Source organism: Bifidobacterium sp. LH_417 (genome assembly GCF_056357035.1).
The window spans coordinates 302909-327079 of the sequence record NZ_JBKEVI010000001.1 but is presented as its reverse complement, the minus strand read 5'-3'; the positions used below and the strand labels follow the sequence as shown (position 1 = coordinate 327079).

Annotated in this window: 16 protein-coding genes; 13 read left to right on the top strand and 3 right to left on the bottom strand. The window is 65.5% G+C overall.

All coding sequences use genetic code 11. The annotated features are described in order from the left end of the window. The first annotated feature begins 1529 nt into the window (after nucleotides 1-1529). Together AC1AYR_RS01230 and AC1AYR_RS01225 are read left to right on the top strand one after the other, a co-directional pair. Nucleotides 1530-2210, top strand: coding sequence for a helix-turn-helix domain-containing protein (locus tag AC1AYR_RS01230; protein WP_476555113.1), 681 nt, complete (start codon nucleotides 1530-1532; stop codon nucleotides 2208-2210). 423 nt (nucleotides 2211-2633) lie between these two features. Further along, complete coding sequence (locus tag AC1AYR_RS01225; protein WP_034527754.1) at nucleotides 2634-3275, top strand: hypothetical protein; 642 nt, start codon at nucleotides 2634-2636, stop codon at nucleotides 3273-3275. A gap of 108 nt (nucleotides 3276-3383) precedes the next feature. Here the strand turns inward: AC1AYR_RS01225 and AC1AYR_RS01220 are convergent, their stop codons facing one another. From AC1AYR_RS01220 to AC1AYR_RS01210, 3 genes are read right to left on the bottom strand one after another with little or no spacing between them, the layout of a single operon-like run. Continuing rightward, nucleotides 3384-5072: a hypothetical protein gene (locus AC1AYR_RS01220; RefSeq protein WP_034527756.1), complete on the bottom strand. Its 1689-nt coding sequence runs from the start codon at nucleotides 5070-5072 to the stop codon at nucleotides 3384-3386. A 31-nt stretch (nucleotides 5073-5103) separates the two neighbouring features. Next, on the bottom strand, nucleotides 5104-6135 hold the full coding sequence (locus tag AC1AYR_RS01215) for a PPK2 family polyphosphate kinase (protein WP_034527758.1): 1032 nt from the start codon (nucleotides 6133-6135) through the stop codon (nucleotides 5104-5106). 58 nt (nucleotides 6136-6193) lie between these two features. Further along, nucleotides 6194-7186: a hypothetical protein gene (locus AC1AYR_RS01210; protein ID WP_238567629.1), complete on the bottom strand. Its 993-nt coding sequence runs from the start codon at nucleotides 7184-7186 to the stop codon at nucleotides 6194-6196. Between AC1AYR_RS01210 and AC1AYR_RS01205 the strand changes: the two genes are divergently transcribed. The 11 genes from AC1AYR_RS01205 to AC1AYR_RS01155 all read left to right on the top strand — a co-directional run bounded on the left by AC1AYR_RS01205 (nucleotide 7164) and on the right by AC1AYR_RS01155 (nucleotide 24071). Continuing rightward, a complete protein-coding gene (locus AC1AYR_RS01205; protein WP_156963162.1) occupies nucleotides 7164-7481 on the top strand; it encodes a hypothetical protein in 318 nt (105 codons plus the stop codon). The two genes, AC1AYR_RS01210 and AC1AYR_RS01205, sit on opposite strands and share 23 nt — an antisense overlap. A 384-nt stretch (nucleotides 7482-7865) precedes the next feature. Then, entirely contained in the window at nucleotides 7866-8810 is a 945-nt protein-coding gene (locus tag AC1AYR_RS01200; RefSeq protein ID WP_156963163.1) for a hypothetical protein, read from the top strand. A 196-nt stretch (nucleotides 8811-9006) separates the two neighbouring features. Continuing rightward, on the top strand, nucleotides 9007-9162 hold the full coding sequence (locus AC1AYR_RS01195) for a hypothetical protein (protein ID WP_476511005.1): 156 nt from the start codon (nucleotides 9007-9009) through the stop codon (nucleotides 9160-9162). Between the two features lie 40 nt (nucleotides 9163-9202). Next, entirely contained in the window at nucleotides 9203-9502 is a 300-nt protein-coding gene (locus AC1AYR_RS01190; RefSeq protein ID WP_034527763.1) for a hypothetical protein, read from the top strand. A gap of 48 nt (nucleotides 9503-9550) precedes the next feature. Continuing rightward, complete coding sequence (locus AC1AYR_RS01185) at nucleotides 9551-11755, top strand: TRAFAC clade GTPase domain-containing protein (RefSeq protein ID WP_476511006.1); 2205 nt, start codon at nucleotides 9551-9553, stop codon at nucleotides 11753-11755. 30 nt (nucleotides 11756-11785) lie between these two features. Continuing rightward, nucleotides 11786-12778 carry a hypothetical protein gene (locus AC1AYR_RS01180; protein ID WP_156963165.1) on the top strand — a complete coding sequence of 331 codons (993 nt, stop codon included), beginning with the start codon at nucleotides 11786-11788 and terminating at the stop codon, nucleotides 12776-12778. Nucleotides 12779-12901: 123 nt separating this feature from the next. After that, nucleotides 12902-14560 (top strand): Hsp70 family protein, encoded by a 1659-nt coding sequence (locus AC1AYR_RS01175; RefSeq protein ID WP_034527769.1) that lies wholly within the window; start codon nucleotides 12902-12904, stop codon nucleotides 14558-14560. Between the two features lie 32 nt (nucleotides 14561-14592). After that, a complete protein-coding gene (locus tag AC1AYR_RS01170) occupies nucleotides 14593-16737 on the top strand; it encodes an Hsp70 family protein (RefSeq protein ID WP_051922855.1) in 2145 nt (714 codons plus the stop codon). Between the two features lie 6 nt (nucleotides 16738-16743). Beyond that, entirely contained in the window at nucleotides 16744-19878 is a 3135-nt protein-coding gene (locus AC1AYR_RS01165; protein WP_476511007.1) for a double zinc ribbon domain-containing protein, read from the top strand. 50 nt (nucleotides 19879-19928) lie between these two features. After that, complete coding sequence (locus tag AC1AYR_RS01160) at nucleotides 19929-21125, top strand: P-loop NTPase family protein (RefSeq protein WP_476555111.1); 1197 nt, start codon at nucleotides 19929-19931, stop codon at nucleotides 21123-21125. A 36-nt stretch (nucleotides 21126-21161) separates the two neighbouring features. Beyond that, on the top strand, nucleotides 21162-24071 hold the full coding sequence (locus AC1AYR_RS01155) for a GAP1-N2 domain-containing protein (protein ID WP_476555109.1): 2910 nt from the start codon (nucleotides 21162-21164) through the stop codon (nucleotides 24069-24071). Nucleotides 24072-24171 lie beyond the last annotated feature (100 nt).

Sequence of the window (24171 nt, the reverse complement as noted above, 5' to 3'; positions counted from 1 at the left end):
TACAGATCAAACCGTTACAGACCGAAGCATTACGGCTCTTGACCAGGCCAATGGCAAGCCGGTGTCCGATAAGATACCAAGATACAAGGTCAACACCCGGTCAATACGGTCAATACAGTCAATACAGTCAATACGGTCAATACGGTCAATACGGTCAATACAGTCAATACAGTCAATACGGTCCATTCAGGTCAACACCCAGTCAACACAGGTCAACTATCCGGCGAACCGTCACAGACCGAACCGTCACTGATCGAACCGTCACTGATCGAACCGTCACTGATCGAATCGTCACTGATCGAACCGTCACAGACCGAAGTGTCACCTTGCATTGAGGGCGCAATCGTCATTCGTCATGATGCAATACCCGCCCTCGTCACATGAAGCCATACTCATTCGCCCGAGATCACAGCGAAGCTCGTTGAGACGCGATCGTGAGACGCGATCGTCATTCGTCGTGATGCAATACCCATCCTCGTCATGGTGCCATACCCGTCATGGCACCTTTCCTTCGACCCACAATCAACGGGCGAAACCAGTCCACGCTCCGGCCCCGCACTCCAAGCCAAATTACAACCCATGCCATGCATTCCAATCGCATATCCCAACCAACCGCCCGATCGCACACCCCATTGCGCGCCCCGTCACACAACCCCAACCCAGTTATCCAACCAGTTGCACCACTCCCGGGACGACCCGCTCAGCGGTGTCCCATCGGACACTGGCTTGTCACTGGCACAGGCGCGATTTCCTCCTCCTCTCCCATTCCGAAGCCAACCACACTCTTCTGTCACATATCCAATACACGCCTCGCCCCGCACTCTTCAGACGAGTGTCAGAGCCGTGTCACACTCCAGTTGACCCGCCCCACAAGCCCGCCTCCCGGGACGCCCTCATGCCCACACCTCCCGATGACGGTCCCGGTCAACGGTGTCCCATCGGACACCGCCCTGTCATTGGGGACTGCCTCAGGAAGCATGCAACTGGCTGTTGTCCGCCGGTTGCGGAGTCGACGGTGAAGCTCTTCGCTCTTGGCTGGGCCAATGGCAAGCCAGTGTCCGATGAGACACCGCAGTACAACCGTATTGCCCGTCCGAGTTCTCAATGGAGTGCAGCATCCGTCTTTGGTTGTCTGGAGTGGTTCCACGGCCGGCAATTAAAGCCGGTTACACACTTTCCGAGAAGGTTCCGCCTCTATGGCCGGCAATTTAAGCCAGTTACACACTTTCCGAGACAGTCCCGTCATTGACATGGGAACACTTCTTTCCCTCCCCTATTCCCAATCCGAACGGCTTCCCGAAAGTGCGGAACAGGCTCTTGACCAAACCAATGGCACGGTGACGGAACGAATTACGAGACACAGGGATAGAATAGCTACAGGGGCAAGGCCGCTCCATACGCACGAGGGGATGCAATACACGAGGGGATGCGATGATGAACATTTTGGTTGCGGTTATGAGGAACACGCTGAACGATGCAATATACGAGGGGATGCGATGATGAACACGACGGATATACTGCAATCGATCATGGCCGACACGGGGTGGACCGCGAGCGAGCTGGCCAGACACATGGGCATCGACAAGTCGTCGGTCGCCAAGGTGCTGCGCGGCGAAAGAAGCATGGGATCCGACCTGCTCGCCAAAGGCTTGGAACGAGCCGGATTCACGGTCAGGGTCGAACGGTCGGCACCGTTCGACCCGTCTCCGACGGACGAACTGCACGGGCTTCTTGCCGAATTGCGTCGGCCGATCGACCAACGGCTCATCGACAACGGCATGACATGGCGTTCCCTGTCGTCGCGCCTCGACGACCTGTTCCACGCTTCCGACCGCGACGACCAATGCATCGCATTCACACAGGCGTCCTACGGCATACGGGACCATCGATGGCTCGCCACATTGGCGGGAATCTACCGTCACCTGCGATGGGGAGACGGCACGTCTCGCCATCTCATGGCGACGACCGCCACCTCCGTGGGACGCCGATACCGCCTCGCCTCCCCATGGTCTCCGCTGCCGACGGGCATCATCGACCATGAACGCGAACGGTCGTCACGCAGGGGAAAGCAACCCGACACGACATTCTCCCAAGGCTTCCTCATCTACAACGTGCTGATACCGACCGCGGATCTTCCCGACGAATCCACGCCCACGAACGGCATCGGAACCAACGGCGGAACCGCATGGCAACGGACGGATATACTCTGAAGAAATAGCCAATCGACGATCATCGAAGCGGATGAGGGGAAGAAGGGAAACATCATGCGGTATTGCGGACGATGCGGAACGAGGAACACCAACGAGTGCCGGTTCTGCACGGGATGCGGCAGCCCACTGACGCCGACAGACACCGAATCGACAGACACCTCACCGATGAGCACCACACCGATAGGCGCCACACCGATGAGCACCACACGGACAGGCACCGCGCAGACGGGGACCGCGCAGACGGTGATTCCGTCAAGGCGGCCGCCGTTGCCGCCACGGCCCTCCGCACCGGCTTCCACCGCGCAAGGCTCCTCCGCTCAGTCCCCGCAGCCGCCTCGGTACACGGCACCCCGGCCGTCGGTACCACTCCCGGCAACGACCACAACCACGTCCACGACCACGACATCCGATGGACAGCCCGCCATGCCGAAGACGACGGACAACGCCGACACGCTGAAATACGTCGCCGTCGCGCTGCTGCTGGGATTCCTGATCGTCTGCGTCATCGTGGCGTTCGCGTTCACCAACAAGACGAAGGTCGACCCCTCGACATCATCGAACAACACATTGCCGGAGCTGCCTGCGGGCGTCGTCGGCTACTACTCCAACAAAGACTCCGACAAGGACAAGTGCACGATCTACAAGGCGTTCCGCACGTACTACGACACATCGTCGTGCCGGCCCAAGTGGATGGCGAACATCACATCCGATGGCACGCTCTCCGATGTCACAAGCGGCACCCACTACCGGACCAAAGCGACAGCCGACACGACGGACGACACACTGGGGACTTACGGCGAGCTGACACGCGACCTGTACTTCCTGGTGGCCGACGGCGACATCGAGGAGGACGAGATCGACTCGTCGCTCACGCTCCATCTCTCCGTGTGCGATGCCGTCGACGACGAGGATGACGGTTCCTACACCGGGTGCCACGAACTCGACTTCCGCGGCACCGACATCAACGACTACAATCTGCACGTATTGTCGCTCACCCCGCGTGAGATCATCATCGCCTCGGACGCCAACGGCACCATCTACCGCTACGACGCCGAACAGAGCTGACCCTCCCTCCTTTCCTCCGCACGACCCTGATGCGCGACACGCTGAGGGAGGGGATCGGCGTCGTCCGTGATGGCATGGGGAGGGAAACTTGTCTCAAACTCCGGCGGTTCAGTCGTTCCCCGGACGCGGCGGTAGCGGAACGGAGGGAGGGACGCCGTGTCCCGTTCTCGGCGGCAACGGCACGGAAGGTTTGGAATCGACACGCGTCGGTAATGGAACCGGCGGCGACGTACTCATGGTCACGCCCACCGTCGCGGCTCCGGACGGAATCCCGTCGGGCGTGACCGAGGGAACTGGCGGATGCCCACCGTCGTCCGTCGGAGACGCCGACGAGCTTCCCGCCTGCCGTCTCCGGCGGATGACGATCCACGCAACCGCCGCGACGACGACCAGAACGGCTCCGGCAGTGATGCCGATGCCCACGGTCCTTCCCACGGATCCGGCCGCGGAAGGACCTTCGATGCTCGACGTGATGCCGGTGGAATACGCGGTGATGCCGAAGTGGTTGAAAGAGCCTTCGCCATCGGTGGTATGAGTCGTCAGCAGCACTCGCCCGTCATCGCTCAACGCGTATACGCCCTCACGCGAGGAGTTCTTCTTCAGTGTCGTGAGCGTGTCTTTCTCGGTATCGTAGGAGAAGATCTCCTTTCTGTCATAGCCGGCGAAGAACAGGTATCGGCCGTCGTTGGTGATTTCGGCGAAGTCGTAGTAATCGTTCTTTACGTACTCCTGCACCTGGTCATACAATTCACGGGACAGCTTCTCGCTACGCACCGCCCTGCCCGAGTCGTCCGTGATCGTCAGCATCATGTCGTCGGAGTACTCGTGCGGCAGATCATCGTCCGGCGAGCCCGACTGCATATGCATGTAGGCCTGCGCGTGTTCGGCATCCGCCAGTTTCCTGTACGGATGGTCGAAGAACAGCTCCCCTTTGCCGCTTTCCGGATCGATGCGGGCGTAATGGGTGACTTTCGAAATCGAATCGTCGTGCGTGCCGTGCATGGACAACGGACTTACGTAGGCGATGATCGACCCGTCGTCCGCCACGTGCAGCGGGTCGACGAACTGGGTGGCGTCGACGCCGCCGATGACGATGTCATGGGTTCCCGCCGTCGAACAGGTCGACGCGTCCACCGTCTTCAGCACGGGCTTCGTCCCGTTGAGTATGACGTGGATGCGTTTGCGGTCGTTGGACGCCAACGTGCCCGTCGCGGCGCCGATGTCACATGCCGCCGTCACCTGCTGCGTTGCGGGATCGTATATCTGCATGTTGCTTGAGGCTTGCAGATTGTACTCATCGCCCAAATCGGAATCCAGCTCATACGACAGCACCGCCAGCGACCCGTTGTCGGGGGACGTGCGAACCTCCTTGGCGTTCCACATGTCGACATTGCCGTAGGTCTTGACGTCACCGGTCTTCATGTCGAAGCCGAACAGCGCCGATCCTACGGAATCGGTCGTGTAGAGGGTCTTGTTGTCACTGGAGAGCACGACGGGGAACACCATGCCGTTGTTCGGCGCGAGGAAGTCCGCGGACCCGTCGGTGCGGTATACATGGATGCCGCCATGCTGGTTGACACCCACCGCCTCGCCGGTGCCGTATGCGTCACCATACAGATATGACCCTTCTACGCTCAACGTGTGCTGTTGCGTAAGCGCGGGTTCCGCCGCGTAGGCCGCGGGAGATGCCGTCAGCATCGCCAAAAGACATACGGCGATCGTTGCGATCGATGCACCGGCGGCCGCAGGGCGGCGGATGGCAGATGGACGGCATGTGCCGGATTCGTTCGCGGTCATGATGGTTCTTTCTCGTTGGTCGGCTAGGCGGCTAGGCGGCGAGGCGTCGTCGGGCCTCGTCGGGGTCGATCTCCGGTTCCAGCGGAGGCCAGGACATGTTCATGTTGCGCAGCGTGGTGCGTAGCAGCTCCGAGACGACGGCCCTCGAATACCAGCGGTTGTCGGCGGGGACGAGATACCACGGGGCGAACGTGGTGCTGGTCTTCTCGAACACTTCCTGCCATGCGTCCATGTAGTCGTCCCAACGGTCCCGCGCGTCCAGGTCGGAGATGTCGAACTTCCAGTATTTGGTGGGATCGTCGAGGCGTGCGAGGAAGTGCCGCCGCTGCTCCTCGCGGCTGGAGACGAGGAAGATCTTGATGACCGCGCATCCGGAGGCGACGAGACTGCGCTCGAACGCGTTGACCAGATCGTAGCGTTCCCGCCACACGCTTTCGGGAAACGTGCCGTACACGTGCGGCATGACGATGTCCTCGTAATGCGACCGGTCGAACACGCCGATCCATCCGGGTTGGGGCAGTTCGCGTTCCACGCGCCACAGGAACCCATGGGACGCCTCCTCCTCGGTGGGTTTACCGAACCCGTGGTAGTGGATGCCCATCGGGTCACCCTGACGGAACACGTGGCGCACGATGCCGCCCTTGCCGGAGGCGTCCATGCCCTGCAGCACGATGAGCAGCCGTCTGGGTGAGCCCTTCACGCCGTTCGCGTACATGAGCCGCTGGTAGCGGGCGATGCCCGACGAGCTCAGGTCGATGAACCGTTCGCCGTCGTACTTGTCGCCGTCGAATCCGGGCGTCTCCCCCGCGCCGGACGCGGCCATCTCCCCCACATCCACTCCATGATGGAACATGAGCCGCTGCGCGGGAGGCAGCGACCAGACGGCGCTCAGCAGCTCGCTTGATTTGGCGGCGTTGGCGAGGCGTTCCGCCACGGTGTCGCTCTCCTCGATAGCGCCGATGCGCGCCTCGGCCGCGTCGAGCGCCTTGTCGACGCGTTTGCGCGCCGACTTGCCGCCGCCCTTGCCGGTCTTCCTGTCGTCCTTGATGTCGTCCTTGGCCATGCGTCCGATTGTACGCCGCCGCGCACGTCCGCAGAAGGCCGCCGCACCCGCGCCGCGCTCATTCCAGGTTGACCGGCAGGCAGTCGACCTGCCCGTATCCGTTGGAATGGCACCAGTTCCACGCGTCATCGGTCGATCCGAAACTCTCGCCGGAGATGATCACGTAGTATTTCGTCGGGTTCGCGTCGTAGGTCGGCCAGTCGCCGGACCAGATGAGCAGCACGTTCGGATGCTTGTCGCGCAGCGTGATGAAATGGGCGAGGATGTCGCGGCAGCTCCACGTCTTGCCGTCGATGACCATGCCCTGCCGTTTGCTCGACAACTGCGTCGTGTACGTGCTCATGAACGCGGACGCCTTGGATTTGTCCTGCGCGACCTGCCATTGCAGAGCGTTGCACGCGTCCTGTTCGGCCTCGTCGTCGGAGGCGCTTTCGCCGCCGAGCGCCCCGGACCGGGAGGATGGTCCGGTCGACGTGGACGCGCCGGAACCGGCGGACGCCGCGTAGACGTATTTGACGATGAGCTCGGCGGGATCGTCCTGGAACGTCCGCTCCAGTTCGGTGGCGGGACGGTAGAACTGCGTGGGCGCATACGAGAGCTTGATCCGCTTGCCCTTCGCGGGGATCGTCTGCATGTCGGACGAGAAGTCGAACACGGCGTCGGCGACCGTGTCGCCGCTCGAATCGCGCAGCGTGACGCGCGTCGAATCGTCGTCGAGCGTGGTGGTCGTACCGGATTCGCAGTCGTCGGACGGCGTGACGAGCACGGTGACGACCAGATCGTTGCCGACGCTTTCGACGGAGACGACCTTCATGTCCGGTTCCGCGTCGCAGGCGAGGTTCCTGCCTTCCGTATCGGGCCAGGAATCGTCGGAGCCCGTCGTGGTGGATTCTGAGGACGCCGACGTGTCCGACGACGATTGCGCCTGCGTGCCGAACTGGAACGGCTTGTTTCCCTGTGACACGGAGATGACGTACATCAGGAGCAGGATCAGCAGACCGATCAGTATCGGGGACAGCACGGCGAGCGTGACTTTCGTCTCCGAGCTCATGCCCGACGATCCGGACGCGTTCGGGCGCAGGGGCCGCGCCGCCGGCATCTGCGGACTGGCGGCGGATGTGGATGACGAGGACGCCATCGCGTCGTTCGCCGCCGGGCGCGGCGGGACGGACGGTCGTGGCGGCATCGCCGGCGACGGCGCGACGCCCGTCCCCGCCCCATACGGCACGGTGCGGTTCGCGCCGCCGTCGAGCACCGTCGCGTCGTTGACCGGCGCGGCGGCGAGCGGCGCTCCGCATTCCGTACAGAACCGGCATCCCGCCGGATTCGAGAATCCGCATTGCTGACAGACCATGATTCTTCTCCGTTCTCCTTGACATCCGCGGCGACCGCTGCGATGCGGCTCGACGGCCTCCACTCCCCCGAACCACATGCGAGCGGAGGCCACTGCCTCGAAACTCATTCCAGTATATGCCGCGACGGCCACGGATCGGGAGACGAAAACCGTCCGACCGCGCGAGCGAAGCCCCCCCCCGGACAATTCCCGGTCGGGATGCGTGCATGTGGTACGATACGGCTTGTTCAGGGCACTCGCCCATCTCCTTCTTCTTGTATGCAGATGCGCTTTTCAGTTTTTCGCATCCGGATGCGCCCGTTTCGCGACATATCCCCGCCGACGGATATCGACGAACGGCGTGCGACGGTTTCGCGCGCTGAGGAAGGATCGAACGATGTTGGCTCTCCCCTCATCCCGCCCGCAGCGGGTGACCGACGGCGAGGACACGCGACGGCTCGCACGCTACGTGCTGTCCGGCTCACGCACGAGGCCGGTGCTCGTCGTCACCGCGCGGGGGAACGCGCACGACGCGTGGAACGACGTCGAGGCGATCGCGGCGCTGACGGGCGGCGCGTTGGACGTCGTGCTGCTCGACGGAGCCGGCAGGACCGTCGATGGCGCGGACGAGACGTTCAACGCGGCTCTGGCCGCGGACGGCCACGGCACACCCGGCGTCTACAACGGGGCGGCGCGGCTCTACCCCGCGCCGCCGGCGGCGACGACGCTCTACTATCTGGACACCGCGGCGCATCGCGGCCGGCTGATCGCCGACCTGCTGCGGCGCGACGACGATGCCGCCACCGGACCGTCCGCCGCGCCGTCCGAAGACGCCGTCCGACGGTTCGTCGAACGGTCCGACGAGACGCGCTCCTACGATCTGGAGGAACTGCGCAGACGGCATCCGGCGCATGTGATCCGCACGAAGGCGGAGGCGCGCGAACTCGCCGACCTGCTGCTGTCGCCGGAACGCCGCAAACCGGTCGTCGTGGTGTCGCGGTCGGCGGGATCACGCCGGACGTGCGTGGACGTCGACCTCATCTCGACCATGCTGCACGGGCTCGCCGCGACCGTGATGCTCGACTCGAACGAGGCGATCTCCGAGTTCAAACGCCACGTCGCGCAACCGGCGTGGGTGTTCGGCGACGCGGGACGCGTGTTCCCCGCCGACGCCTCGTGGAACGACCCGAAGGCGCGGATGCGGCTGTTCCTGCCGAACGAGCACGTTTCGCGCATGCTGCTGACGAACATCATGATCAAGGACGCGCTGCTGCTGGTCGCCGACGGCCTGCGCGAGAGGATCTCCGAGAACCGCGTGGACCACACGAATCGCACGGAGTGAACCGCCCGCACGAATCGTACGTCCCACGCAAGTCGTACCGCACCGCCGCGACCCGGCGGTGATACGATGAGAACTGTTTTCGAGGCACTCGCCTCCCCTCTTTTTCAATGTCGAAACCATTGCGCCCGAAACCATGCGGCAGTCGCCCGACGTACGACGACCGTGCGATGTTCGGGCCGGACGGAGGGAAACCATCATGGCCATGTACACCTATTACAAGCCCGGCGAATACGGCGCGGACAGCAGCATGGTGCGCGACTGCCCCAGCTGCGGCGCACGCTGCTACAGCAGCTACTCGCTCAACAGCCACACGAACACCGCCGCCTGCCCGTACTGCGGCCGCGAGTTCTGACGCGTCGCGATACCGCCGATTCCAAGGGGAAGGCCATCGGATGGAGGATTTGTTCATCGTACTCGCGGTCATCGTTCTGGTGCTCGTCGTCATCTACTATCTGGTGGTCTTCCTCATCAAGATCCTGCCGATGATGCTGACGGTCATCGGCGTCCTCACCGCCGTCGCATTGGGGACGATGCTCGTCATCGGACTCGTCAAAGGCGCGTACGGCGGCATCGTCGGCTACTACGAGACGCTGCGCGACGTGTACGGCAAAGGCAGGGGGCTCGCCATCGGGCTCGCCGTCACCGCGTTCTGGATCGCGCTCGGCGCACTCGCCGTGGCGCTCGCCGTGTGATGCGACGGCGCCGCCGTATCGACGCATCATCGGGAAAGGCTCATGCATATGGGGAAGAAGAAGGGGACCACGAAGCCCGCGAGACCGCCGAAGCCGCGCAGACCCGACGACCCGGCGAAGGTCTCGTACCTGTTCGGCCCGGGTTTCGCCGACATTTCGCGGGTCATCAGGTCCACTACGGACAAGGCGCGCACGAACATCGACGATATGACGCGCGCCGCTGTCGAAGTGTCCGAGGGCACGACGTTCGACAGCATGATCGTACGCGCCGGATGGACGGCCTGCCGGTACGTGTACTGGCTGGCGTGCTGTCTCGGCATGGTGGTCATGAGCGTCATCTACTGCGTCGGCATGCTGCTGCCGCAGACCATCGCCTTCCTGTGCTACGAGCTCGTCGGATCGGCATTATGCGCGGCCACATGGCTGACCGACACGCTCTTCCTCGCCATCCTGCGCATCTCCAACGTCTGCGACTACTGCCACAAACGGTTCGCCCGCCCCGTCTACCAGTGCCCGAACTGTGGCGCCAAGCACCGCGACCTGTTCCCCGGACGCTACGGCATCCTCCACCACACCTGCCGATGCGGCCAGAGACTGCCGTCAAGCATCCTCGACCGCCGCAAACCGCGCCGCAAGCTCACCGCCCTGTGCCCGTACTGCCTCGCCGCCGGTCATGACGAGATCATCCGCTCCGCCGGCAGCCGCACCATCTGCATCCCCGTGGTGGGCGGCGCCTCAAGCGGCAAGACCTCGCTCATCAACGCGTACGCCGTGTCACTGATCACGCGCCGCGCCGGCGAGCATGGCCTCACCACGCGCTTCTACGACGAGGCGCGCAAGCAGCGGTTCGCCACGATGGTGGCCGACAGCGAGCGCGGCTTCGTCGACAAGACCGCCGTCGAGACCGACGGGCAACGCGCCAGCGCGTTCTCGATGAGCTTCTATCTCGACGGGGGCGGTCTCAGACCGTCGCGTCTCGTGCAGCTGCTCGACATCGCCGGCGAGACGTTCGTCCGCGGCGACGAGAACGAACAGCAGAACCAGTATGCGCACTGCGAGGGCATCGTGCTGGTCATCGACCCTCTGGCCATTCCCCAGGTGAAGGCCCGCGTCGCATCCGGCCTGCGCGGCACGGACGCCGGCTCGATCAGCGCCTCCCCGCTCGGCGACGTGATGAACGCGCTGCGCAACGACATCGACGCGAATCTGGCGAGGAACCGCGGCAAACGTCTGACGACGCCGTTGGCCGTCGTCATCAACAAGGTCGACGCGGCGCCGCTCCTCGACGAGCGTCTCGACGCGCCCGCGATCGCACGGTTCCGTCAGGCGGAGCCGGAGCGATGCGCGAACGACCTCGACACGATGGATTTCCTGTGCCGCCAGTTCCTCGTCGACATGGACATGGGCGACGTGGTCGACATGATCCAGCAGCAGTTCGCCGTCTCCCGGTTCTTCGCGGCGAGCGCCATCGGGCACACGGCCGGCGAGGGACGGTTCATGCCGCGCGGCGTGGACGACGTCATCGATTGGATCGTCTCGCTCAGCGACCCCGCCCTCGCCAAGGCGCTCGCCATCCACGAGTTCCCGAAGACGAAGTTGCCGGTGTTCACGCCCGGCATCGGACGGTTCGAGGGCATCCCCGCCGAGGCGGCGCAGCGCGAACGCGACCGCATCGCGCAGGAACAGGCCAAGGCGGACAGGGAACGCGCCAAGCGGGAACGCAAGGCCCCGCAGGGGCATGCCGGTGCGGCGACGACATCCCCGGTACCTGCACCTGTTCCATTCACCCGGCCGGGTCCTGCGCCGGTTCCGCCCCCCACGCCCATTCCCTCGGCACCGGAACCCGTATCGAGGCCCGCGCACCCCGCCGTCGTGCCGACTCCCCCACCGCAGCCGGCACGACGGCAACAGGCGAGTCCCGTGCCGATGCCACAGGCACAACCGATACAACCTGCGCAGCAGCCCGCCCCTCAGCCAGCACGACGGAGCTTCAGACCGCAACGTACCCGCCCCTACCACCGGGCGGGTACCGGAGCGACGCCCTCCCAGGGCATCCCCGCCCCGAACGAGCCGCTTCCCGCGAACGGCGCTCGATCCGGCACCGACCGGCGAGACGCGCAACCCAAGGTGCCGCGGCCGGCCATGCCGCAGGAACCCGCCCCGTGGACGGGCCAACCGTCCGTTCCGTCGCCCAGACCGCGTCGGACACGGCCCCGGCGCACCGGCAACGACCATGACAACCCGCACCAATAGACGACCACACCAAACCGAAAGGAATCCATCATGCTCGGATCCAAGCTTCCACAGCCCGTTCCCCCGGACGGACCGCAGGCATCGGCCGTTCCGGCAACGGCCGATGCACAGCCCGCACTGCCGGTCTCCCCCGTCGTGTCCGAGACGGCCCCCGCTATCCCACCGGCCCAACCCACCGAAACGGTTGCGACTCCTCAGCCCGCGCCGGTCGAGCCGACGGAGCCAACGCCCGAACGAGAACCCGAACCATCCGAATCAGCGGCCGAACCCACCGAGGCCCCCGTCCAATCAGAGATTCCCGCCCCGTCCGGTGAGTCGGGAGTCCCCGTCTCACCGGCACCGACCGTTCCCGATTGGACTGACCGCTTCGATGGTCTGGACGGGCGGCTGGCCGACGCCGACGCCCGTCTCGACGCGTTCGACGCCCGCTTCGAAGCGCTGGGCAAGCGCCTCGACGGATTGCGTGAATCGTTGGACGGACTCTCAGAGGCGTTCTCGAAGCGGTCGCAATACGACGAGGCCAAGGAGAAGGTCATCGACCGCCAGCATGCGGAACTCAACAAGCTGCGCGACGGACTGACCCTCGATCTGAGGGAGCCGGTGCTGCAGGACATCGCCTCGGCGCTCGCCAAGATCAACACGATGAAGGGCGAGCTTCCCGAAGACGACGCCGAGGCGCAAAGCATGCTGGAGGACATCGACTACATGCTCGGCGCGATCCTCGACGACTACGACGTGGCGCGCGTCGACAGCGAACCGGGTTCCCGCTACAACGCGGCCCGCCAGAGGTTCCTTCCGAAGGACGTCGAAACCACCGACGACCCCGCCAAGGCACGCACCATCGCACGTTCCAAGGCACCCGGCTACGTCTACGAGGCCGGCGAGCGCCCGCGCGTGCTCCTCAAGGAGCAGGTGGTGATGTACAAGGTCGTCAAACCGGCGCCACCGGCCGAAACTCCGGACGGACCCGCCGACGCTCCCGCGGCCCCCGAAACCCCTGACACCCCGTCGTCGATCGGCTGACCCGCCGAACACCGTCCGCCCGAATCCCGACATCCGGAATCCGCGTGGACGGCGCATATATACGTGCAGCGTCGCTGCGACATACCACGCATAACCGCACAACACCATAAGGAGAACGACATCATGTCGAAATACGTGTATGGCATCGATCTGGGCACGACCTACTCGTGCATCGCCTATCAGGAGGGCGACCGCCCGACCGTGCTCAAGAATCTGGACAACAACTCGGACACCACGCCTTCGGTGGTCCAGTGGGGCGAGGACGGCACCGTGATCGTCGGCCAGGAGGCCAAGGACACCTCCGTGCTCGAGGAATCCGCAGGCCGGACCGTATCCTTCGTCAAGCGGCTCATCGGCAAATCGCAGGTCGCCACCACCATCGACGGACGGCAGATCTCCCCCGTCGAGGTCTCCGCCTACATCCTGCGCGAGCTCGTCCGCCAAGCCCAACAGCAGACCGACGACGAGGTCAAGGACGTCGTCATCACCTGCCCCGCCTACTTCGGCGATACCGAACGCACCGCCACCAAGCAGGCGGGCGAGATGGCCGGGCTCAACGTACTGTCCATCATCGAGGAGCCGACCGCCGCCGCCATCTGCTACGGCGTCACCAAGGCCGACTCCAACAGGAACGTGCTCATCTACGATCTGGGCGGCGGCACGTTCGACATCACCGTACTCAAGATCACCAACGGCGAGATCCGCGTGATCACCACCGAAGGCGACCATGATCTGGGCGGCAAGAATTGGGACGACGCGCTTTCCACGCTCATGGTCGACAAGTTCCTCGACGAGAGCGGCTACACGGGCGACCCGTTCGACGAGGACGGCAACGAGGAGTTCATGCAGCAGCTGATGATCGAGTCGGAGAAGACCAAGCAGGCGCTGTCGAACAGGACCAGCGTCAAGAAGCTCCTGGACTACAACGGACAGCGCGCGAAGATCGAAGTGACGCGCGACGAGTTCGACGACATCACCAGCGAGCTGCTCGAACGCACCAAGGACCTCACGCAGAAGGCGATCGACGAGGCCAAGGCGCAGGGCGTCGCCATCGACGAGATCCTGCTCGTCGGCGGTTCGACGATGATGCCTCAGGTACAGAACATGGTGGGGAACACGTTCGGCGTGCCGTTCAAGATCTTCGAACCGCATGAGGCGGTCGCCAAGGGCGCGGCGATCTACGCGATCATCCAGGCCACCAAACAGAGCGAGGTCAACAGCACCGAGGTCAAGGAGCAGGATGCCGAAGGCAACGACGTGGCCCGCGACACCACGACCGGCGAGACGCGCATGCTGCCGACCATCGGCGGCGGCTCCACGCTGCCCACCAACCTCAACGCCGACACGAAGGTCATCTCCGTCTCCACGAAGAGCTTCGGCATCAAGGCGAACGACAGCCAGACCGGCGAGCCGCGCATCTTCAACATCGTGAAGAAGGACGACGAGCTGCCCGCGCACGCCTCCCAGCGGTTCGCCACCGTCGACGCCAACCAGGAGCAGGTGCTCATCGAACTGTTCGAATCCCCGGAGAAGGCCGACGACCTGCCGGTCGACGCGAGCAGCAGAATCGGCGATTGCGAGATGAATCTGCCCGCCGGCCTGCCCGCGCACACCCCGCTGGAGATCACGCTGGCCGTGCAGGAGGACGGCACCATCTCCCTCCACGGCCAGACGCTCGACAACGGCACCAACATCGACACCGTGTTCAAGTCGGAGAACGTGCTGAGCAAGGAGGAGATCGAGGAAGCCAGGAAGCGCGTCTCCACCGGACTCGTGTTCTGACATTCATCACGGCGAAGGAACGGAATCGCAACATGGGCATCAGGGTCGGCATCGACTTGGGGACCACGTATTCGGCGGTGGCGCGCATCGACCCGGCGACGGGCCGGGCGACCATCATCCCAAACAGGTACGGGCATGCCGTCACGCCTTCGGTCGTGGCGGTCACGGAGGACGGCGAGGAGTTGTTCGGCGAGGACGCCAAGGAGCGTCAGGAGCTGGGCGAGACCGGCACCGCGTCGTTCTTCAAACGGGTCATGGGCGACCCCGGATTCAGGCTCGACCTGCCCGGGCGTCCATGCACGCCGGTCGACCTGTCGGCCATGCTGCTCAAAGGCCTCGTCGGCCAGGCCGAGATGATGTCCGGTGAGCACGTCGACGCTGCGGTCGTCACCGTGCCCGCCTACTTCCGCAACGCGGAACGCGAGGCGACCCTGGCCGCGGCACGCCGGGCGGGCATCACGGTGCTCGGCCTGCTCAACGAGCCGACCGCCGCCGCCTTCGCCTATGGCCTGGGCGGGTCGAGCGCGAACCGGACGATCCTCGTCTACGATCTGGGCGGCGGCACGTTCGACGTGACGCTCGCCCGGGTGGATGCCGGCGAGATCCGCATCCTCGGCTCGGACGGCGACCATTATCTCGGCGGGAAGGACTGGGACGACGACGTGGCAACGTGGATCGCCGACCGGTTCGAGGACGAGTTCGGCGAGGATCCGCTGGACGACACCGAACAGGCCGACATCATCGGCGTGACGGCCGAGAAGACGAAGAAGCGCCTCACCAACGCCACGTCTGCCCCGGTGAGCGTGGCATGGCACGGACATCGAGGACGCTATACGCTCACCCGACGCGAGTTCGATGAGCTGACCTCCTACCGGCTCATGCGCACCGCCGACATCATCGACCGTCTGTTCGCGAGCTTCACGCCGGCCAGACGGTGGAGCGACGTGGACGGCGTGATTCTCGTGGGCGGTTCGACGCGCATGCCCCAAGTGCACGAATACGTCGAACGCATGACCGGCAAACCGCCGCTGGCCGGCGTGAACGTCGACGAGGCGGTGGCGCTCGGCGCGGCGATCCGCGCCAACCAGGATGCCTCCGGCAATGCGACGCCGCCCACCATCGGCGGCACCAAGGCCCGGAACCAGGCGCTGCCGCTCATCGGCGGCAGGAAGATCACCGACGCGACGTCGCACGCGCTCGGCATGATCGCCGAATCCGAGGACCGCGAACGCTACGTCAACGACATCCTCATCGCGAAGAACGCCGCCATCCCCGCGCGCAACACGCAACGTCGCGAACTGGCCGTGCCGAGGCGCGGCGGCGAGCTCGACGTCTACCTGCTGCAGGGTTCGGAGCCGGCGCCGCTCGACAACGACGTGGCGGGACTGTACGCGTTCACCGGCATCCCGTATGTGGATGGAGGCCGCACGCTCATCGACGTGACGTACCGCTATGACGCCGACGGCGTGATCAAGGTATCCGCCACGCAGGTCGAGACCGGACGGAAGCTCCACATGGAACGCAGACCCCTCCCCGATGACATGAGCTGGCTGGAACGCAGCCCGAAGAAGAACGACAGGCAGGCGCCGCCCGCGGGCGCCGTGTATCTCGCAATCGACTTCTCGGGCAGCATGTGCGGGAATCCCTTCCGCCAGGCGATGGATGCCTGCCGGGATTTCATCGCCTCCATCGATGTGGCGGCGCTCAACGTCGGCCTCATCGGCTTCGCCGACAGGACCAAGACCTATCTCGAACCCACGGATGATGGCGGAGCCATCCGGCAGGGCATACGCGACCTCGCCGCCGGATTCGACGCCGAGGAACTGTCCTTCGGGAACGATGCCTCCCCGTTCCCCGACGTCCTCGCCGGGGGACTGGACCGATACGACGGGCCGAAGTACGCCATCGTCCTCACCGACGGCGTCTGGTACGACCAGGACACGGCGATCCGACAGGCGCGGCAATGCAACGAGGCGGGGATCGACACCATCGGATTGGGATTCGGCGGCGCCGACGAAACCTTCATCGACGCCATCTCCTCGATGAAGGACCTCGCCCGGCTCACCGATCTGAGGCATCTGGGCGACAGCTTCTCGAACATCGCACGCGTCATCGGCGGCTCCACCGGCCTCGTCTCGGGCTCGTCCGGCACCGCCATCGGCCATTCCGGAAGGTGATTCGACATGACATCCAATGACGGCAACGGCATCAACTTCTACCAGCTGCTCGACCTGTTCGACTTCGAGCATGATCTCGTCGGCCGCGCGGACGAGGACCCTGCCATCGCCAAGACGTTCACCGACGCGTTCAAGGCGCAGGAGGCCCGCTGGTCGAAGCTCCGTAACAACCCCCGCGAGGGCGCGCAGGCGCAGCAACGGCTCGACGAGCTGAACCGCGCCAACCGCGAACTACCCGCGTTCCTCGCGTCCCGCGACGAACGCGCCCGGCAATACGCCGAAGCCCGGGCCCGAGCCGAGCACGACGTGACCGCCATCATCACCATGTTCGCGATCAAAGGCTACATGACGCCGGATGACCTCGCCACCATCGCGGGCCAGGCCAAGGAACGATACGGATACACGGTGCCGCAGAACGTGGTGCGTGAGCTCATCCCCTCCACCATGGAGATCCGCGAACAGGAGACGCGCAAGGGACGTGAACTCGCCAAACCGAAATCCTATACGGCGTTCAACAAGGCGGAGTCGGAACTGGCCACCTGCGGATACCGCGACCTCTACCAGATGCTCGACCCGGGCAACATGCGCCCGGCGACCACGCCCACCGCGGTGTGGCTGAAGAAGGCGACCGCCGACGACCCGAAGAACAACTCCAAGCAGGACGCGCGCACCAGCGCCCTCAAGGACCTGTACAAGATGTGCATCGGCAGGGTGTTCAAGGACGATGCCTCCCGCGCCGCATACGACGACTATCTCGCCTACACGGCCATGCAACGGGTGCTCGACGAAGTGGCGACGGTCTTCCAACCGTCCAGCGTCCTGCCGCAGGACGTGGCCGACAAATATGCGGACCGCATTCTGGAGGGCGGCACCTCGCACGGCGCCGCAATCACCCGCGACGACGCCGAGGACCATCTCATCTGGTGGTGCCACACCCATGACATCGCCTATACGCCCGTCCAACAGGAAGGGGCCGACGCCGGGCCGAAGGCGGAACCCTGCCCGTGGTGCGGCATGCTGCTCGCCCACGGCACCTCCACCTGCGCCCATTGCGGTGGCCAGGTGGAGGTCGCCTGCCCGCAATGCCATGAGCGGAACCGCGCCGACGTACGCTTCTGCGGCAACTGCGGCTACGCGTACACCAACCTCGCCAAGGCGACGGCCCTATGCGACGAGGCCCGCGGCGAAGCGGCCTCGCTGCGCTTCGACGAGGCGGAACGACTACTCGATCAGGCGGACGGACTATGGGCGGGACTGCAGGACGTCACGCGCACGAAATCGGACATCGCGAACACGCGCCGACTCGTCGGCGATCTCGGCACACGGCTCCACGCCGCGATCGACGCCCATGAGCTCGCCAACGCCGACCGCATCTACCGGGAGATCGCCGGCCGAAGCCCCGGCTTCGCCGATCCCGAAGCGAGGAACGCCATCGACACGGGCCTTGCGAAGGCCAGGAACGCCGCGCTTCTGGCCCGTTCGGCACCGACTCCGAAGACGCTGCCGGAACTTCTGGACGCCTACGACGCCTGCCGTGACCTGCCGGAACTCAACACGGCGCTCGCCGCCTTCACGCCCCGACCGGTCGCCGCCGTGCAGGCGAAGGCGGACGGAGCCGGCCGGCGGATCGTCGTCTCGTGGCGGCCGGCGTCAGGCCCGCAGCCCTCCTATGTGCTGGTGCGCAAGCGCGGCTCGCGCCCGCTAACCATCCGCGACGGCGAGACGCTCACCGAGACCACGGCCACCACCTACGTGGATGCGGACGTCGAGCCGGCGGTCGACTACTGCTACGCGGTGGCCGCGAAGGTCGGACCGACCATGTCCGCGGCCGTCCCATCCCCTGCAACGACCGTGCTGTTCGAAGTGGACGACCTCAAGGTCACGCCCGACGAATCGTCGGTGCATATGGCATGGGGCAGGCCGCGCGGCGGCGTGGTCGAGGTGTGGCGCCGCCCCGACCGGGCGCCGGTCCGGCCGGGCGACGGCGTGCGCGTGACGAACGTCATCGATTCCGGCATGGACGACCGGGGGCTTGCGAACGACGTGCCCGTCCACTACACGGTCTTCGTCGGATACCGTATGCCGGACGGCACGCCCGCCTATTCCTCGGGCGTGCGGGTCACGACGACGCCCTCCGCGCCGGCCGAGCCCATTGACTTCCTCATGGCGCAGCTCATGCCCGGCGACGTGTTCTCGCTCGAATGGGACGCTCCGGAAGGCGGCGAGGCCCGGTTCTACGCGACACGCGGTCGCATCCCGTGGCGCAAGGGCGACATGGTCCCGTTGCGGGAGATCGCCTCCAAGGCATCTCCACTGCCGGTCACGCCACGCGGCGACGACACCGGCACGTTCCGGCTCGCCGACGACGCGATCTACCACATCGTCGCCGTGACCGCGAAGAACGACATGGGCGTGATCGGCGAGACGACCACCGTCTCGAAGCGCAAGGCGGTGGAGATCACACGCATCCAGGCCTCCGGCGCGGACGCGATCGTGCGCTTCGATTGGCCGAAGGACTGCACGCGCGTGCTGCTCGCATGGCGCACCGACCGGTTCCCCGCCTCCGCGCAGGAGAAGGGCGCGACCACGATGGGCGCGACCAAGGCGCTCTACGACATGGCCCAGGCGCTCGTGGTCAGGGGCCTCGACCCGCACGCCACCTACTACTTCAGCCTGTTCGCGCTCATCGGCGAAGGCACCTCCTCATCGTATTCGGCGGGCAGCAGCCGCATGTTCAGCTTCAGCGGCATGCCCGGCGTACCACTGCCCGCCCGGGCGGCCACGGATCGCGGCGGCGTGCCGATGCCCGGCATGGGCGCGCAGGCCGTCTATCAGGTGACGGCCCACAAGGGCGGATTCGGATTCGGCCGCGTGTCCCGCGCCCAGCTCGACATCAGAACCTCCGGCCCGCTGCCCGCCACCGAACTGCGCGGCCAGCAGGGCGCCCTGCCGATGTTCGTCACCCAGGGCGTGTCGATCGCGCAGATCCCGCCGATCGACGCGGCCGGCTCCCACAGCTTCCCCCTGCCGGCGAACCTGCTCGCCAAAGGCGTGTTCTACCGGCTGTTCTTCACCGACGAACACGCCTACGAGACGAACAGCCTCACCGTCGCCCCCGGTGTCATGCCGCGGATCGGCTGACGAGGATGGCGACGAATCATGCACACGAACGAAGAAGGAGACCACGACCCATGTTCATGAGAAGACGCTACCTGTGCCCGTTCTGCTTCACCGAGCACGCCCTCGACGATGTGGAGTTCGAATGTCAGTCTCGGGCCCGCTGCCGCACGGAGCCCGACGAGCAGATGGCCCGGTACCTGGGCGAGCCAAGCCATATGGGCCACCATCATTTCCGTTCCGCGGCCTCATCGCGGTTCGGTTCGGTCATGCCCGACGTCGCCGAATGTGACCTGTGCCATCAGGTGAGCCGCGTGCGCGTCTGCCCCGCATGCCACAACCAGCTGCCGAGCGACATCGACACGGCGGAGCCGATGATCATCTCGCTGATCGGCACGCGCGGCGTGGGCAAAAGCACCTATGTGGGCGTGCTCATCCACGAGATGATGAAGCGGCTCGTCCGCCCGTTCGGCGCCACGTTCACCCTGCCCACGGCGCTCGACCAGAGCCAATACCGCGAACGGTTCGAGGCGCCGCTGTACAACTACGGCCAGCCGGTCGGACAGACGCACTCCTACGACAACCTGAGGATCGAGAAACGTCCGATTCTCGCCACGCTCACGAAGACCGAACGCTTCGGCAGGCTCAGGACCTTCACGCTCGTGTTCTTCGACTCCGCGGGCGAGGATTGGCAGAACCCCGACATCATCGCCTCCGTGGCACGCTATGTCAGCCATTCGGCGGGCATCATCTTCCTGCTCGACCCGCTCAACAACCGCACGGTGCTGGGGTCCATCACCGATCAGGCGGCCATCGCCTCCTCCAAGGTGGTCGGCTATGATCCGGCCGCCGACCCGGCCACCGTGATCGGCAACGTGGCGACGCTGATCCGCCAGCAGCAGGGGCTGCGCAACAACCAGCGCATCACCATTCCCGTGGCCGCGTCGTTCTCGAAGCTCGACGTGCTTGAGGATATGGGCTTCGTGCGCGGCTCCACGCTGTCGCGCCCTTCGCCCCACGCCCTGCAGGGCGTGTTCGACGAGAACGACTCCCGGCTGGTGGACGGCGAGATGCGCGGTCTGCTCGAACAGTGGGGCAACGGCGATTTCCTCGCGTTCCTCGAACAGACCTATGCGACGAACCGGTGCTTCGCGTTCTCCGCCTACGGACGCCGCCCCGACAAGGATTCCCAAGGCCGCATCCCCGTGCCGGTTCCCAAACGCATCGAGGACGCGATGTTCTGGCTGCTGCATCTCAACAAGGCCCTGTAGAAGCCGACAGACACACATGTATACGCGAAAGGTCGCATGATGAAAGCGGAACAGCGGATCTACACCTCCTGCAACAGGGGCATCTCCGGGAACACGTCGGGCTTCCAGGTGTACTCCCAGTCCCCCGGCATGGCGCGATGGCTGGCCGACGGCAACGATCTGGGCCCGCAGGAGTACGCCGCCCCACGTGGCCCGCAATTCCCGCCCCAGCCAAGCACCCCCGAAGAACTCGCACTCTACCCGAGCCGCAACCATTTCGGTCCCATGAACGGTCCGGACGGCCTGTACCGCATGGCGTTGGCCACGTACATCGGCCGCGACTACCCGGAGGGCGTGATTCGCGGAGGCAACTACATCGACCACGCGCTCGTGGTCCGCGCCGCCGACATGGACGCCTACCCATGTCAGTACATCCAGTCCCTCACGTTCTGGACGACGATGGATCTGAATCTGGCGCGCAGCGCACAGGCGCCGGAGCCGCTGCCCGAGGTGGAGCCGCAACGCAACGGCGTCACCGCCGAAGCCGTACGGCGGTTCATCGCGCAGGACGAGCCGAACACCGGCGTCCCGCGCTCCCAGATCCTCACCGACATGCTGCGATGCTTCCTCGGCCGGCATACGACCGTCGCCGACAAACCGTACACACGCAGGACCGTCATCCGCTGCAGCGCCGACGACTTCACGATGTGGGTGTCGGCGATCCAGATGGCGCTGCCCATCCGTCAGGCCCTCGGCTACGGCTTCTCCACTTATGAGAAGGACATCACCTACGCGAACGCGGACATTGTGCGCGCCGTGGACGGCATCAACGGCATGTCCGCCGATCTCAAGGCATCCTGCGCCGTGTTCGATCTTCTCGACCCTTCCGCGCCGCAACCGCCGCACATGGTCTTCGGCGCGGATGAGCCCACGCCGGAGGCCAGCGTGCTCGAATCCCTCACCGCCGACGAGCTGTGCACGTTCATCGTGGGCGCCATGCAGTACAGTCCCGACTCGCTGACCGTGTTCCACCGGTTCCTCGACGAGACCGATTATGCGGGCACGGACACGCAGCTCGGCGCGGCGTACGCGCTGCTGAGGCTCGTCAACGGCATGACGCCGTTCGCGCGGATGGACGCCGACTCCATCGACGCGGCGATCGCGTTCCTGCAACGCCATTGCCGCCCGGACATGTGGCGGCGGTTCGCGGACGGCATGTTCCGCGACATCGCCTCGACGACCTTCGACGAGCGGCGGCTCGGCATCATCGCCAACACGCTCGGCGGCATCGCGGAAAGCGATCCCGACTATGCGGCGACGGCTACGCAACGGTGCCTCGACCTCATCGTCGACGTGTTCTCCACGCCCGCTCCGGACCATACCGTCTACGAGCAGCGGCACGCGATCGCCGCCAACGTGTTCGCCGCGGCGCACCGCGACCTCGACGCCGAACTGTTCGCGCGTCTCGCCGACAATCCGAACATCGATCTGGGCGACGGCGCCGCGCCGGGAACGCCGATGCCGTGGACGGCGCATGTCGTGGCGGCGTGGTTCGCCGGCGCGGTGCGCGCGGCCGCACAGGCGACGCGCGGCGACGATCCGCTCGGACAACCGTTGAGCGTGATGGTGCAGGCGATCGGCACCCGCAACACGCTGATGATGGACCGGATCGTCCGCGTCATCATCGCCCATGACGGCGACGCGGACGCCTCCCGTCTCGTGGACGACACGGCGCGCGCGCTGGCGCCCATACCGTGGGCGTGGTTCCTGTTCCTCATCGACGTGCTGTCCGGCAGCGCGGACGCACGGTTCGTGGACTCCCCGCAACCGGCCGCCCTGCCGAGCCAGGCCGCCGCAGCCTGTTATGCGATGCTGCGCGACTGGTATCTCGCGCAGGACGACGACGCGCGACTTCGCTGCCTGCGGACGCTGTGCGGCGACGCCGAATACCATCGGCTGGCCGACCTGCTGTTGAGCGAGCAGGCGCGATCGGCGGACACGCCGCCGTCCCGGTTCCTCGACCTGCTCGCCACGCCGGCCTTCGGCGATGCCCTGTCGGACGCGTACAGGCAGGCGCACCTAAACCAGCTGCTCGGCATCATAGAGACGGCGGCCGGGCGCGACGGCTCGCCGTTCACCCGCTACCGAGGCATGGTCGCGGCGAGCCGGCTGCTCGGCGCAGACGTGCCGAAACCATGGTACGAACGGCAGATCGCCGACGTGGACGCGGGCATGCCGCTCGACGCGCAGCCGGGCGACGACTACGACCGGCTGCGCGACAGCACACGGCAACTGTGCGGCCAATTGGGCACGCCCGTCCCGCCGCGCATGCGACTCGTCGGATACCGGCGTCTCGTCACGTCGCTCGCGCGTTCGGTCACGACGAAACGCCCCGACGAGAACGCGGCGAACGTCGCGCTGCGACGCATCCAGGCCTCCGCTGCGGATCTGCCGTTGGCGGCCGCCGGCAACGAGCTGGACGCGTATCTGGGCGCCATCGCGCAGAACGTGGCGGCATGCGTGCCTACCGGACGATCCTGCTGGAGCCTGCAGGCGATCGTCGTTCCCCGCGATCATACGGCGACGATCATCCGCGCCGTGATGCGCGAAACCGCCGCCCACGCACGCGTCGACGACATTCTGCTCCTCATCGCCGTGGACGCGGGATTCGTCGACGGCACGCAGGGCGTGCGCTACCGCGCGGACCAGCTGGCGCGTGCAATCGCCGAGGAGCTGGCCGGCAACGGCGTGCGGCCGAAAACGCTCGCACGCGCCGCCGACGACAAGCGGCAGATGGACAAGCTTATCGCACGCTACGAACGGTCGTACGGAATCCGGTTCCCCGACCGGTCGTTCGACGAGCTCTACAACGGCATCGTCGTCGCACTGGAGGCGACGGAACAGCGACACAGACCGTCCATCCTCGGTTCGGTCCAAGGCATCTTCGGCGGGAAAAGGAGGCATTGATCATGACGAACGGATCCTCTGGGTGGACACGCTCCAGCTCGGCCTCATCGAACGCTGGTAGCGCTACCGGTTCGGGCGGCACCACCAGCGACGGCCATGG

What these genes read in the sequence shown, in the direction of transcription:
- AC1AYR_RS01230 (WP_476555113.1), top strand. Translation starts at nt 1,530, where the DNA reads ATGGCCGACACGGGGTGGACCGCGAGCGAGCTGGCCAGACACATGGGC.
- AC1AYR_RS01225 (WP_034527754.1), top strand. Translation starts at nt 2,634, where the DNA reads ATGCCGAAGACGACGGACAACGCCGACACGCTGAAATACGTCGCCGTC.
- AC1AYR_RS01220 (WP_034527756.1), bottom strand. Translation starts at nt 5,072, where the DNA reads ATGACCGCGAACGAATCCGGCACATGCCGTCCATCTGCCATCCGCCGC.
- AC1AYR_RS01215 (WP_034527758.1), bottom strand. Translation starts at nt 6,135, where the DNA reads ATGGCCAAGGACGACATCAAGGACGACAGGAAGACCGGCAAGGGCGGC.
- AC1AYR_RS01210 (WP_238567629.1), bottom strand. Translation starts at nt 7,186, where the DNA reads ATGAGCTCGGAGACGAAAGTCACGCTCGCCGTGCTGTCCCCGATACTG.
- AC1AYR_RS01200 (WP_156963163.1), top strand. Translation starts at nt 7,866, where the DNA reads ATGTTGGCTCTCCCCTCATCCCGCCCGCAGCGGGTGACCGACGGCGAG.
- AC1AYR_RS01195 (WP_476511005.1), top strand. Translation starts at nt 9,007, where the DNA reads ATGGCCATGTACACCTATTACAAGCCCGGCGAATACGGCGCGGACAGC.
- AC1AYR_RS01190 (WP_034527763.1), top strand. Translation starts at nt 9,203, where the DNA reads ATGGAGGATTTGTTCATCGTACTCGCGGTCATCGTTCTGGTGCTCGTC.
- AC1AYR_RS01185 (WP_476511006.1), top strand. Translation starts at nt 9,551, where the DNA reads ATGGGGAAGAAGAAGGGGACCACGAAGCCCGCGAGACCGCCGAAGCCG.
- AC1AYR_RS01180 (WP_156963165.1), top strand. Translation starts at nt 11,786, where the DNA reads ATGCTCGGATCCAAGCTTCCACAGCCCGTTCCCCCGGACGGACCGCAG.
- AC1AYR_RS01175 (WP_034527769.1), top strand. Translation starts at nt 12,902, where the DNA reads ATGTCGAAATACGTGTATGGCATCGATCTGGGCACGACCTACTCGTGC.
- AC1AYR_RS01170 (WP_051922855.1), top strand. Translation starts at nt 14,593, where the DNA reads ATGGGCATCAGGGTCGGCATCGACTTGGGGACCACGTATTCGGCGGTG.
- AC1AYR_RS01165 (WP_476511007.1), top strand. Translation starts at nt 16,744, where the DNA reads ATGACATCCAATGACGGCAACGGCATCAACTTCTACCAGCTGCTCGAC.
- AC1AYR_RS01160 (WP_476555111.1), top strand. Translation starts at nt 19,929, where the DNA reads ATGTTCATGAGAAGACGCTACCTGTGCCCGTTCTGCTTCACCGAGCAC.
- AC1AYR_RS01155 (WP_476555109.1), top strand. Translation starts at nt 21,162, where the DNA reads ATGATGAAAGCGGAACAGCGGATCTACACCTCCTGCAACAGGGGCATC.